This window comes from Tardiphaga sp. P9-11 (assembly GCF_008329525.1).
Classification (GTDB): Bacteria; Pseudomonadota; Alphaproteobacteria; order Rhizobiales; family Xanthobacteraceae; genus Tardiphaga.
This window is the reverse complement of sequence record NZ_NPKQ01000002.1, coordinates 38,201-50,644: the sequence shown is the minus strand read 5'-3', so window position 1 is coordinate 50,644 and position 12,444 is coordinate 38,201. Positions and strand designations below refer to the sequence as shown.

12 protein-coding genes and 1 pseudogene are annotated in these 12,444 nt (G+C 60.3%); 5 read left to right on the top strand and 8 right to left on the bottom strand.

The features are described 5' to 3' along the window. Positions 1 to 152: 152 nt before the first annotated feature. Positions 153 to 1,055, bottom strand: a complete 903-nt coding sequence (locus CIW50_RS06530; RefSeq protein ID WP_149530489.1) for a DUF2189 domain-containing protein — start codon at positions 1,053 to 1,055, stop codon at positions 153 to 155. A gap of 432 nt (positions 1,056 to 1,487) precedes the next feature. Here CIW50_RS06530 and CIW50_RS06525 point away from each other — a divergent pair, with 432 nt between their 5' ends. Continuing rightward, positions 1,488 to 1,865 carry a DUF3597 domain-containing protein gene (locus CIW50_RS06525; RefSeq protein ID WP_149530488.1) on the top strand — a complete coding sequence of 126 codons (378 nt, stop codon included), beginning with the start codon at positions 1,488 to 1,490 and terminating at the stop codon, positions 1,863 to 1,865. 120 nt (positions 1,866 to 1,985) lie between these two features. Further along, a complete protein-coding gene (locus tag CIW50_RS06520; protein ID WP_149530487.1) occupies positions 1,986 to 2,777 on the top strand; it encodes a fumarylacetoacetate hydrolase family protein in 792 nt (263 codons plus the stop codon). Between the two features lie 872 nt (positions 2,778 to 3,649). Here the strand turns inward: CIW50_RS06520 and CIW50_RS06515 are convergent. Next, positions 3,650 to 4,309, bottom strand: a complete 660-nt coding sequence (locus CIW50_RS06515; RefSeq protein ID WP_149530486.1) for a hypothetical protein — start codon at positions 4,307 to 4,309, stop codon at positions 3,650 to 3,652. 149 nt (positions 4,310 to 4,458) lie between these two features. Between CIW50_RS06515 and CIW50_RS06510 the strand changes: the two are divergent. Further along, positions 4,459 to 4,842 (top strand): annotated as a pseudogene (locus CIW50_RS06510) (IS5 family transposase); the annotation flags it as partial. Here CIW50_RS06510 and CIW50_RS06505 read toward each other — a convergent pair. Continuing rightward, a complete protein-coding gene (locus CIW50_RS06505; protein ID WP_149530485.1) occupies positions 4,839 to 5,111 on the bottom strand; it encodes a GNAT family N-acetyltransferase in 273 nt (90 codons plus the stop codon). The pseudogene CIW50_RS06510 and the gene CIW50_RS06505 sit on opposite strands and share 4 nt — an antisense overlap. Further along, positions 5,108 to 5,392 (bottom strand): GNAT family N-acetyltransferase, encoded by a 285-nt coding sequence (locus tag CIW50_RS06500; RefSeq protein ID WP_149530484.1) that lies wholly within the window; start codon positions 5,390 to 5,392, stop codon positions 5,108 to 5,110. The genes CIW50_RS06505 and CIW50_RS06500 overlap by 4 nt, the downstream gene beginning before the upstream one ends. Positions 5,393 to 5,677: 285 nt before the next feature. Here CIW50_RS06500 and CIW50_RS06495 point away from each other — a divergent pair, with 285 nt between their 5' ends. Continuing rightward, positions 5,678 to 6,082: an SPW repeat protein gene (locus CIW50_RS06495; protein ID WP_149530483.1), complete on the top strand. Its 405-nt coding sequence runs from the start codon at positions 5,678 to 5,680 to the stop codon at positions 6,080 to 6,082. 85 nt (positions 6,083 to 6,167) lie between these two features. Here the strand turns inward: CIW50_RS06495 and CIW50_RS06490 are convergent, their stop codons facing one another. After that, positions 6,168 to 6,803, bottom strand: a complete 636-nt coding sequence (locus CIW50_RS06490) for an HAD-IA family hydrolase (RefSeq protein WP_149530482.1) — start codon at positions 6,801 to 6,803, stop codon at positions 6,168 to 6,170. A gap of 233 nt (positions 6,804 to 7,036) precedes the next feature. Between CIW50_RS06490 and CIW50_RS28945 the strand changes: the two genes are divergently transcribed. Next, positions 7,037 to 7,177 carry a hypothetical protein gene (locus CIW50_RS28945; RefSeq protein ID WP_165826921.1) on the top strand — a complete coding sequence of 47 codons (141 nt, stop codon included), beginning with the start codon at positions 7,037 to 7,039 and terminating at the stop codon, positions 7,175 to 7,177. A gap of 94 nt (positions 7,178 to 7,271) precedes the next feature. Here CIW50_RS28945 and CIW50_RS06485 read toward each other — a convergent pair whose 3' ends face one another. The 3 genes from CIW50_RS06485 to CIW50_RS06475 form a co-directional block, all read right to left on the bottom strand. After that, the gene (locus tag CIW50_RS06485; protein ID WP_172980247.1) at positions 7,272 to 8,096 is read right to left on the bottom strand and encodes a S1 family peptidase; all 825 of its coding nucleotides are present in this window, start codon (positions 8,094 to 8,096) and stop codon (positions 7,272 to 7,274) included. A gap of 31 nt (positions 8,097 to 8,127) precedes the next feature. Then, positions 8,128 to 11,115 carry an excinuclease ABC subunit UvrA gene (uvrA, locus tag CIW50_RS06480; protein ID WP_149530480.1) on the bottom strand — a complete coding sequence of 996 codons (2,988 nt, stop codon included), beginning with the start codon at positions 11,113 to 11,115 and terminating at the stop codon, positions 8,128 to 8,130. 242 nt (positions 11,116 to 11,357) lie between these two features. Further along, on the bottom strand, positions 11,358 to 12,086 hold the full coding sequence (locus CIW50_RS06475) for an outer membrane protein (RefSeq protein ID WP_149530479.1): 729 nt from the start codon (positions 12,084 to 12,086) through the stop codon (positions 11,358 to 11,360). Positions 12,087 to 12,444: the final 358 nt, after the last annotated feature.

Genomic DNA, 12,444 nt, shown 5'->3' with positions numbered 1-12,444 from the left:
AAATGATGTCGCGACAATAGTGCGCGATGAGCCTTCCGGTGAACCACGGCCAAAACAAGGCTTGCGGGGGTGATATCAAAGTCGCCCGCCGACCTCTCGCGCAATTCTGCGAGAGGCCGGCGGTTCGGCAGGATCAGGCGACCTTGCCTGTATTACTTGTCACTGCGCCATTGAAACAGCGAGACGGGGAAATCCGCAGCCGAGCGCTTGATCTTGTTGCGCGGCGGCAGCACCGGTGGATTGGGGTTGCGCTCCACGACCTTGCGATAGAGATGCCATGTGGCGTGGCCGAGCAGGGGGATCACCACCGCAAGTCCGAGAAACAGCGGCAACGATCCCAGCACCAGCAACGCGGCGACGATCAGGCCCCATAGGGCCATCGGCACCGGATTGCGCGCGACCACACGCAGTGATGTGATCACGGCATCCATAACGCCGGCATGACGATCGAGCATCAAGGGAAATGACACGACGCTGATGCAGAGAGCGACCACGGCGAAGAGGAAACCGACGCCGCAGCCGACCATGATGAGCTGCCAGCCTTGCGGCGTGGTCAGAACCTTGGAAACGAAATCAGGGATCTCCGCAGCGGGCTCATGGCCGAAGGCCGCGACGTAGATTGATTGTGCTGTAGCGATCCAGGTCAGGAACAGCACCAGTAATGCGAGGCCGAGGCCCAGCATGGCGCCAAATGACGGTGAGCGGGTGACGTCCATCGCGTGCCAGGCGGAGGCGTCCTCGCCGCTCTCGCGTCTGCGGCTGAGTTCATAGAGGCCGAGCGCGGCAAACGGGCCGAGCAAGGCGAAGCCCGCAGCGAGCGGAAACAAGAGCGGCAGGATCGAATAGCCGAGCACGGTGCGCGCCAGCACAATGCCGACGACGGGATAGATAAGGCACAGCATGATTGCGTGGCTGGGCACCGCCTTGAAGTCTTGCCAGCCGAGCCGCAATGCATCGGTCAGGTCGGCAGAGGTGATGGTGTGAATGGCGGGGGTCGTGGCGTCAGCCGTGCTATGAGCGAAGTCGGTGACATGAACAGGGTATTGGGTCGCCATAGTCGTGAACTCCCTTTGCGCAGCCTTTGTCGCGCTCGATGGAGCGTGCAGGCCGCATTGGTAGCGATCACGAACAAACCAGACGCGCGTGTAACAAGGTGCCGAAAGAGCTGGTCTTGCCGCGACCTGTGGAGCGACCCTACGCTGATCCGATCGCGCCGTCGCTCACGCTTCGGTGAAAATGTCGTCCGATATTCACGGCGCTGCAATGCAGCGGCCGGGCTTTTGCCTCAATTCAGTCGGACTTTGCTCCTGACGCCCAGCGATCTTCCGATGACTTTGGCAGTTGGCTTGGAGTGACTATCCCCGCAGTCCGCTGTGCCGCATTGGCAAGCGGGAGGCGGGCGGCTACAAATACGGACCGGCTGGTGCAGCCGGAACCAACGCTGCACGAATTCTTCAATCCGTCACGAAAGCTATTGGGAGCGACATATGAGCATTTTCGGAAAGATCATGGGCGCGATTTTCGGCACCAGCGCCAGTGCAGCAAGCCCTGATGCCGCTCCGGCAGCCGGCGGTTCGGCCCCCGCCGCAGGCGCCGCGCCGATGGACTCGGTCGACGTCGCAGCGATCCTCGACAAGGCCGTGGCGGCCAAGGGCGAGAAGCTGGAATGGAAGACCTCGATTGTCGACCTGATGAAGGCGCTCGACATCGACTCCAGCCTGACGGCCCGCAAGGATCTTGCCAAGGAGCTCGGCTACACCGGCGACACCAGCGATTCCGCCAGCATGAATATCTGGCTGCACAAGCAGATGATGACCAAACTCGCTGCCAATGGCGGCAAGCTGCCGGCCGACATCAAGCACTAAGCTCTTCATTTCGAATGAAGCTGAAGGCCCGCGCTCGCGCGGGCCTTTTTGCTGTGGTATACCAGCGCGCATCAAAAACAAGACCAGAAAAACAAGACGAAACATACGAGGAGAAACGCCATGGACCCCATCAATCGCAGAACGATTCTGACCACCGGCGCCGTTGCCCTGGCCGGCAGCGCATTGGCCGGTGAGGCCGCGCAGGCGCAGGCCGGGCCGAAGGGCATTTTCACGGTCGCGACGGTGACGATCCCCATCGTCGGCGAGACCGACGTGTTTCCGGTGCGCCGCATCTATTGCATCGGCCGCAATTACGCGGCGCATTCCCGCGAGATGGGATCGGACCCGACGCGCGAGCCGCCGTTCTTCTTCCAGAAGCCCACCGATGCGATCCAGAACGTCAAGACCGGCGAGGTGGCCGATCACCCGTATCCGTCACTGACCAAGAACTATCATTACGAGGTCGAACTGGTCGCCGCGCTGAAATCCGGCGGTACCAATATCCCCGTCGATAAGGCGCTCGACCACGTCTATGGCTACGCTGTTGGACTCGACATGACCCGCCGTGACCTGCAGCGCGCCATGGGCGACGAGAAGAAGCCATGGGAGATCGGCAAGAGCTTCGACCACGGCGCGGTGATCGGTCCGATCCATCCGGTCAGCAAAACCGGGCACATGACCAAGGGTCCGATCTCGCTGGCGGTGAATGGCACGGTGAAGCAGACGTCCGATCTCGACAAGATGATCTGGAGCGTCGCCGAGCAGATATCGAAACTCTCGGACGCCTTCGAACTGAAGGCCGGCGACATCATCTATTCCGGCACGCCGGAGAATGTCGGGCCGGTCGTGAAGGGCGACGTGCTGCTCTGCAAGCTCCAGGGCTTGCCGGACATGTCGATCAAGATTGTTTGACGGCGTAGCTTCCCGTCGCAGCAGGCGCGTCGGATGTGAATGTCAAACAGCCACTGCGCGCGACAACACATCCCCTCTAGACATGCGTCATCGACCCTGTTGTTTGCGGCGCGGGGGCGCCGTCCTCTGTTTGCATTCCTGCCCCCTGTGAGAGGGCGTGCGGAACGCCGGGTGCCCGTTGCACCCTTGGGCCTGATGCGATGCGGTCGTCCGCAATAGTGAATGCATCAGGACTTTCGGACGCGCCGAGCAAGTGCCCAGCGTTCCGCACGCGGTGTTGTTTCGGTTGCCTGCACTTTGCCATGGTGCCGAGTCCATCACACCAATTTACAGGCCCAAGGCGAGGGGCCAGGGAGCCTCAAACAACCGGAACGGATTTCTCGGATGAGGTCGTCCGTCCCGTGATCTGCAGGTGGCCCCCAAGACAAACCGCGCCGCCTGTCCCGCGGACAGACGATCTGGCCTGCCCGAAGACAGCCGTCCCCACATATCCCGTGACGCCGCATCTCCGGCGTCCACCGCATCCCACCCCGCGAACCTGACGATCGCGATCGCCCCTCTCGGTGGGGCAGGACGAGGGGAAGATAAACCTGATGGGGATGTTGTCAACGGGAGATAGGAAAATATGTTTTAGCACTATCTTCTCGCCCCCACACTGTCATTCCCCGGCAAACCAATTGGTTTGCCGGGGAATGACGAGCCGGACGCCCGGAGTGACGGTGGCGGGATAACCGCCTAGAGCGTGTACTCATAAATTGAGGTTCGCAAGCAAGCTCAACCCGTTTCCGCTATTCGGCACATTGCAGACTCAAGCTCTACATCGCCTCAGGTCCCTTTTGTGCCAACAGGCGACGTTAATCCGCGCGGCCCACTTATCCTGGTCGCCTATGGCTTCCGCGCACTCGGAGGGCGTCGCCGAGCCACCTGCCAAAGGCGGCGATCGCGAGAACAGGCACCAGCAACAGCGGCACGGTGAAGATCGCGATATAGGCTTGGCCGGCATCGCGGACACCACTGGCGATTGCGGCGCCCCAGATGCCATGCACCATGGCGACCATCACCAACGCCATCGTGGCGACGACACCGCCGAAGCTGCCGGTTGCAGCCACGGCCCCGAACGACCACGCGAGCATTAAGAGATAGAGCCCGATCCCGACCTTGTCTGAGCCATGCGTCACAAAGAGCAGAACAAATGCTGTCGCTGCGAAGGCGATGCCGACGGCGTGCACGATTGCCGTCCGCTCCGTGCCGAGGCGTCGCGCCTCCGCTTCGATCAGGCGCACGTAGCCGCTGCCCGCCAACGCCACTAACCCGCTGGTGACGCCGTCGACTTCCAATCCGTAGAGTGCGCCCGACAAAGGGCCGTTGAGTGACAAGCGCGAGAAGTGCAACGCCCCCCAAGCGCCGAAGCCGAGAGCGGAAAGGCCTGCCGCGATCAAGTGGGAACGGGTCAGCATGAACAGGCCGGCGCCGGCGAGCAGTGGCAATAGCGGCTCGACGACAACGAGGTAGAGCAAGTCGAGGAGGGGCATTGACGATTCCAATCCGCCAAGGTGACGTCCGAACCGTCCCACAGCCGAAGGCGATGGCAATGACAACCGGCCAAACTGCTATGCATGAGTAGCCCGGTCCTGCGGTTTGGTTCATGCGGGCGAGTATCGGGGGTGGCAAGCCTGTCGGCGTCGATAGCAACGGAATGCCGGTTCGCCTTGAACTGACGACCGGTGAGGCCCACGACAACCGGCTCGTCACCGAGCTGCTGTCTGATCTAAAATCAGGCGCGATGTTGTTGGCTGATCGAGGGTACGATGCAGACTGGATTGGGGCATTCGCCGGTGACCGAGGTGCGTGGGCTAACATTCCTCCGAAGCGAAATCGCAGAGACCCAATCTGTTTTAGCCCATATCTGTATCGGGCACGCAATTTGGTGGAGCGTTTCTTCAATAGGATAAAGCAATGCCGGCGCGTCGCCACCCGATATGACAAACTCGCTGCAAATTACCTCGCCTTCATAAAGCGCGCAGCCATTCGGATTTGGCTGCGCGCTTATGAGTCCACGCCCTAGTTCACCAGGTCCGCATAGTCCGGATGCTGGCGAAGATAGTCCACCACGAACGAACAGCCCGCCACGACTTTCAATCCATCCGAACGGATCAGCGCTAACGCGCCCTTGACCAGCTCCGACGCGATACCGCGGCCACGCAGCGCGGGCGGCGTTTCGGTGTGCGTGATGATGACGCGATCGCCGGCACGGCGATAATTCGCAAAGGCGACGGATTCGCCGACATCCAGCTCGAAGCGATTGAGCGCCTTGTTGTCGCGAACGGCGGTCATGCCGCGTCTTTCAGCAGATCCTGATAGTCCGCATGTTTCGCGATATAAGCTGCGATGAAGGGGCACTGCGCCACGACCTTCAATCCCTCTGCCCGGACCGCATCGAGCGCGCCGCGGGCAAGCTGTGAGCCGATACCTCTGCCACCCAATTCCGGCGGCACGACAGTGTGGACGAAAGTGATGGTATCGGACGTCCGGGTATATTCGGTGAAAGCAATATGGCCGTCGACGGCAAGTTCGAAACGGTGAAGCGAAGTATTGTTATAAACCGCGTTGCTCATTCTCAGTCCATCCACAGGTGTCCGGGAGAAGGTAGCAGCGATTTCCAAACGAGTGCAATGCGGCCGCTGCATGCTTCATCCGATAGGGGAAATCCGTGTCGTCGCGCTGGGCCTTTTGAAGTTCTGCGCGCTGTGAAAAATGGCTTTGGCGTGGCCTTGCAAAGGCAAAGCGGGTTCCTACGTCAATTGTAGACATACGCCCCGAAGCGGCCGGATCGGTCGTTTGACAGTTGGAGTGTCATGCCAACGGCCGCTGACGTATGCCTCTTTTTGGAGGAGGTCACGATGTCAGACTCTCGGTTTCTCGGTACGCATCGCACGTGGGAAGACTGGTTTGGCATGGCGCTTGGTGTCCTGATTGCGCTGTCGCCCTGGTTTCCTACGCAGAACGGTCATCAATATACCGGGGGGACCCCCAGCACCATAATCATTAACACGGTGACGGTTGGCGTCCTGGTATTTGGCGTTGCCCAGCTTGAGTATGTCGCGCTGCAACGCTGGGAGGAGGTGGCCGCGATCGTCCTCGGCCTGTGGCTGATTGCCTCGCCACTTTTCCTTGGTTATTCCGGCGACGGCATGCTCAGATTCATCCATACCTGCCTTGGCGGCCTCGTGGTGCTGCTGGCAACACTGCAGCTGTGGCAGGACTGGGATTTGAGCGACGGGGAAATGGCCCGGCACGGGCAGTGAACAACAGGCGATCAGGCCCGCCGGTCTTGCATGAGGCCGGCGGGTCTCGTTTATCTGTCACCGGCCGTTAGCGTCCTGGCACAGGTTAGCGTCCTGGCACAGCCAGCGCCGCGATCACCTCATCGATCCGGGAAAACAGATAGTTCGGCGCGCGCGCTTCCAGCGCCGCCCCGCTGGTATAGCCCCACGTCACCGCGCCGAAATCGATTCCGGCCTCGCGCGCGGCATCGATGTCGCGGATTTCGTCACCGATGCTGATCGTGTCATCCACCGAGATGCCGGTGAGGTCGAGGATGCGCCGGAACTTGGCCGTCTTGCCGAACAGGCTGGCGCCGCAGGCGAAATAGGCGACGTGCCGGTCGAGATCGCCGAGCACGTGACGCACATTGTCCTCGCTGTCGGAGCTGACGATCGCAAGCGTCATGCCGCGCGCCTTCAATTCACAGAACATGCGGTCGACGCCGGGAAACAGATTGATGCGATCGATTTGCTGCGCCTTGCGCTTGCGCATGTCGCGCGCGATCAGCGGGATCCGCCATTTGGCGACACCGAGCAGCCGGATCAGTTCGCCGGCGCCAACGCTCCGCAACTCGTCGATGCGGTCGCGTTCGACGCGCTGAAACTTGTGTTTGTCGGCGACCGAATTGATGACGCTGAGAAACCACGGAAAGCTGTCGGACAGCGTGCCGTCCATGTCAAAGATGGCGAGCTTGTAGGGCATGGCTAGCGGGCGGAGGAGATGGCTGGGGTCTTGATCGGATGTCTGGCCGGGGGTCTGGCAGTGTGGGTCACGGGCTGGTTCTCGTCTGAGTCGTGGCCGATATGCGACCCGTCGCAAGGATGACCCTATCGGACGGGCATTTCAACCTGCATCCGCGCGGCGAAACGATGCACGACGGGCCCGGCCCGTGCTAGACGGGTCACAACAGTTTCACATCATCCGCAGGAGCCATCATGGCAGACGACAGGCCGAACCAGAAAGGCCCCAACACCAAGAAGAAGCAGAAGTGCAAAAATTGCGAAGGCAAGGGCCTGCTGAAGAAGGGCGAGAAGGTGGTGAAGTGCCAGCGGTGCCACGGGACGGGACTGAGGTGAGTGAGGCTGGTAGCCCGCATTAGAGCCGCAATACGCGGAAGACTGCCGCGCTTAAGAGTCCCAGATATTGCTTCGCTCATTTGGGCTACGCTTGCTAATGAGGCGATTTCCCCGGTTGGCCGCCTCCTACAATTTCATCAAGCACGCTTGCCTTCCAGACAATACCCAATTGCAGGCCGAACTCATCGTCTCCGATACGGCCGGAGTAAATACCAAGAAACTTGTCCGCCTGACCGATAATCTCGCTACCCGAAAGCGCACCCTCGGTCATTCGGGGTGTACCTTTAGGAACGATTATTCCAGTTTGTCTAGCGATGACAGGAGAACCCGACATGCCCTTTCGGATAGCAGTATCGATCAGCAACTTGGGTAGTTGATCAATATTGAAAAGCGGTTGGCTTGCTATCGATCCTCGCTTCCATATTGCAAGTTCATTTCCACCATCTAAGCCTCCGGGATAACCGAGGACGAAAACGTCATCTCCTACTCGTGGGTCAAAATCCACGAAATCATCGAGAGAGTTTATTGGGCGACTTACTAGGGAATCGTCTAGTTGAGCAATCTTGAGCGCGACTACATCAACTTGGCTTCCGAATACCGGATGTTCAAGCCACGCAGGCATTCCATCAATATTGTAAAGCGAAATATCGTATCGCTTGCGCGCTGCCATCGACTTACCTTCAAAGGTAATATCCGATTTCAGCAGTAATGGCATCTGTATATGTGTTGGCTGAACCGCCGACGGACTCATACTGCGGTTATTCAGTTGATCCCAGCCTGTGACGTTGTGCCAGTTGGTTATGAGATAAAAATTATCGCCATGCTTCCAGAAAAAGCCCGTCGCGATGGCGACCAAGATTTCATTAGCGACGTCAATCTTCCTCTTTATGCTTAGCTTCACAGGAGCGTAAATAAGCATTTTTGGGTCCATTACAGTTTGGCGCCGTGTGTCACTCCGCCGCTTCGCTCGTCGCCTTCCGCTTCTTCGGCTTCCCCGCCTTTTCCAGCACCGGCTTCAGGAACTTGCCCGTATAGCTGCGCGGTGCCTTGACGATATCTTCCGGTGGGCCCCAGGCAACGATTTCGCCGCCGCCGTCGCCGCCTTCGGGCCCGAGATCGATGACCCAGTCGGCGGTCTTGATGACTTCGAGATTGTGCTCGATCACCACCACCGTATTGCCCTGTTCGACCAGCTCATGCAGCACTTCGAGCAGCTTTGCGACGTCGTGGAAGTGGAGTCCGGTCGTTGGCTCGTCTAGAATGTAGAGCGTGCGGCCGGTGGCGCGCTTCGACAATTCCTTGGCCAGTTTCACGCGCTGCGCTTCGCCGCCGGATAGCGTTGTCGCCTGCTGGCCGACATGGATGTAGTCGAGACCGACGCGATGCAGCGTCTTGAAGGTCTCGCGCACGCGCGGCACCGCCTTGAAGAATTCGGCGGCTTCTTCCACGGTCATGTCGAGCACGTCGGCGATCGACTTGCCCTTGAACAGGACTTCCAGCGTTTCGCGGTTGTAGCGCTTGCCCTTGCAGGTGTCACAGGTGACATAGACGTCGGGCAGGAAGTGCATCTCGATCTTGATGACGCCATCGCCCTGGCAGGCCTCGCAGCGACCGCCCTTGACGTTGAACGAAAAGCGCCCGGGCTCGTAGCCGCGCGCCTTGGATTCCGGCAGGCCGGCGAACCATTCGCGGATCGGCGTGAACGCGCCGGTATAGGTCGCGGGATTGGAGCGCGGGGTGCGACCGATCGGCGACTGGTCGATGTCGATGATCTTGTCGATATGCTCGAGACCCTCGATGCGGTCATGCGGTGCCGCGCCTTCGCTGGCGCCGTTGAGTTTTCGCGCGATGGCCTTGTAGAGCGTGTCGATCAGCAGCGTCGACTTGCCGCCACCGGACACGCCGGTGATGGCGGTGAACAGGCCGAGCGGCACTTCCGCCGAGACGTTCTTGAGATTGTTGCCGCGCGCATTGATGACCTTGATGGTGCGGCGATGGTTCGGCGGACGTCGTTCCCGCACCGGCACCGACATTTCGCCGGTGAGATATTTGCCGGTCAGCGACTTCGGATTCTTCATCACCTCGGCGGGAGTGCCCTGGGCGACGATATTGCCGCCATGGGTGCCGGCGCCGGGGCCGACATCGACCACGTAGTCGGCGGCGATCACCGCGTCCTCGTCATGCTCGACCACGATCACGGTATTGCCGAGATCGCGCAGCCGCCGCAGCGTATCAAGTAATCTGGCATTGTCGCGCTGATGCAGGCCGATCGATGGCTCGTCGAGCACATAGAGCACGCCCGTGAGACCTGAGCCGATCTGCGACGCCAGGCGAATGCGCTGGCTCTCGCCGCCGGACAGCGTGCCGGATGAGCGCGCCAGCGTGAGATAGTTCAGGCCGACATCGAGCAGGAAGGAGAGGCGCTCGCGAATCTCCTTGAGGATGCGAACGGCAATCTCGTTCTGCTGCTTGTTGAGGAGGTCCGGCACGGTCTCGAACCAGTCGCCGGCCTTGCGTACCGACATTTCCGAGATGTTGCCGATATGCTTGCCGCCGATCTTTACCGACAGCGCTTCCGGCTTCAGCCGATAGCCCTCGCAGGCATCGCAGGGCACGTCCGAGAAATACTTGCCAAGCTCCTCGCGCGCCCATTCGCTCTCGGTCTCGCGGAAGCGGCGGTCAATATTGGTGACGACGCCCTCGAACGGCTTCTTGGTGTCGTAGGAGCGGACGCCGTCTTCATAGGAGAACTTGATCTCGTCATCGCCGGAGCCATGCAGGATGGCGTTCTGCGTCTTCTTCGGCAGGTCCTTCCACTTGGTGTCCAGCGTGAACTTGTAGAACTTGCCGAGCGCGGTCAGCGTCTGGATGTAATAAGGCGATGACGACTTCGCCCAAGGCGCGATGGCGCCCTTGCGTAGCGTCAGCTCCTTGTCGGGAATGACCAGATCGGCATCGATGGTCTGCTCGACGCCGAGGCCACCGCATTTCGGGCAGGCGCCATAGGGGTTGTTGAACGAAAAGAGCCGGGGTTCGATCTCGGGGATCGTGAAGCCGGACACCGGACAGGCGAACTTCTCGGAAAACAGGATTCGTTCGGCACCGGTCTTGTCGTGAATCTTCGCGACCTTCTTGTCGGTCTTCTTCGCGGTGTTGTCTTCGGCGGGAGCGCCAGGCGCATCGGCATATTCGATCACCGCGAGGCCTTCGGCGAGCTTCAACGCGGTCTCGAAACTTTCCGCGAGGCGCTGTCCGATATCCGGGCGCACGACGATACGATCGACGACGACGTCGATGTCATGCGGGAATTTCTTGTCGAGCACCGGCGCTTCCGCGAGTTCGTGGAATTTGCCGTCGACCTTGATGCGCTGAAAGCCCTTCTTGAGATATTCGGCGAATTCCTTGCGGTACTCGCCCTTGCGGCCGCGCACCACGGGCGCCAGCAGATAGAGGCGGGTGCCCTCCGGCAGCGCCAGCACGCGGTCGACCATCATCGTCACGGTCTGGCTTTCGATCGGAAGACCCGTCGCCGGCGAATAGGGAATGCCGACGCGCGCCCACAGCAGGCGCATGTAGTCGTAGATCTCGGTGACGGTGCCGACGGTCGAGCGAGGGTTCTTCGACGTCGTTTTCTGCTCGATGGAGATGGCGGGCGACAGGCCGTCGATCTGGTCAACGTCCGGCTTCTGCATCATCTCGAGGAATTGCCGGGCGTAAGCCGACAGCGACTCGACATAACGGCGCTGGCCTTCGGCATAGATCGTGTCGAAGGCGAGTGACGATTTGCCGGAGCCGGACAGGCCGGTGAACACCACCAGCTTGTCGCGCGGGATGGTCAGGTCGACATTCTTGAGATTGTGCTCGCGCGCGCCGCGGATGGTGATGCTGCGCATGTTCGCGGCGGCCTGCTGCCGCTTCGCCTTGATGATCTCGTCCATAACAGGCAATTCCCCAGCGCGCGAGGCGCGCACATCCGGGCGCGCACCGCCGGCCGGGCCGGGATCAACGCCGATTGATTGTCATCGGAACATAGGAAGAACGAGAACGGATTTCCAGTGCTCCGCACCAGCCTTCAACGGTTTGTTGGCGGAGGGGTTGCAGAGAGGGGGCTGGTCAGTCTTCCAAAAGCAAAAAGCCCGGCGCGAGGCCGGGCTTTTCGGTTCAGAGGTAAATCTGAAGCTCAGTACTTGGCGACGACCGGGCCACCCCAGTTGAAGCGGTAGTTCAGGCCGGCCTTGACGGTGTGCTCGTCGTTGCGGGACGACACGCCAGCCAGCGCGACCGGGGTCGTGAAGGTGGTCTTGCCGAAGTCGTAGTACTGGTACTCAACCTTGCCCGACCAGTTCTGGGTGAACATGTATTCGAGGCCGGCGCCGACGGTGTAACCGTCATGCTTGGTGCCAGCTGCGAAGGCAACCGGAACAGCGCCAACGGTCGTGACCAGCGATTCGCTGTAGTCGGAGTAAGCGTAGCCGCCCTTCACGTAGAGCAGTGCCGGACCCCAAGTGTAACCGATGCGACCGGTGACCGAGGCGAGGCCCTTCTGGTTCAGGTTGTAGGTGACGCCTGGCGTGGTGAGGAAAGCGACGTTGGTGTTGTTCGAACCAACCCAGCTGTACTGACCTTCGATGCCGAACACCCAGTTCGGAGCGAACTGGTAGTCATAGCCGATCTGCAGACCGCCGAGGAAACGGCCATCCGAATTGTCGGAGGTGCCGCCGAAGCCGTTCGAACCGTTGAACGCGCCGCCGACGTGACCGCCGATGTAGAAGCCGGTCCAGTTGTAGATCGGGGCCGGAACATAGGCCGGAGCCTTGGTGTAGGGACGGGCGGCCAGGTCAGCGGCCATTGCCGGAACCGAAGCGCCCAGAGCGATCAGGGCAACGGTGCCCAACAGAAACTTCTTCATGTGAATTCTCCCCTTGTCGCTTCGCGTTGGCGAAGCCTCATGTCCCGGCGCAGGCGCCAAATGCAATTCAGTGATCGAAATATACGCAACTCTGCGAAAAAGTCCGTCACCCAAATAACACACTCGTTCGCGATGTTTGGTCGTTTCTAAGTTAATGAAAGGTATATGGATTTTGGCGGAGCATGGGTTCCCTTCGGGTTCCGCTATTGCTCCACTCAGGCGCGAGAGCGACGACTCGGCACTTCGTCGTCGCCCAACAATTCACCAAGGGGTGTTCTTGAGAACAAAAATGGAACATGCTATATCGGACGCTGATCAATAAGAGATCGTGGATAACCCGGTCGCGGGGGCCTGCGCG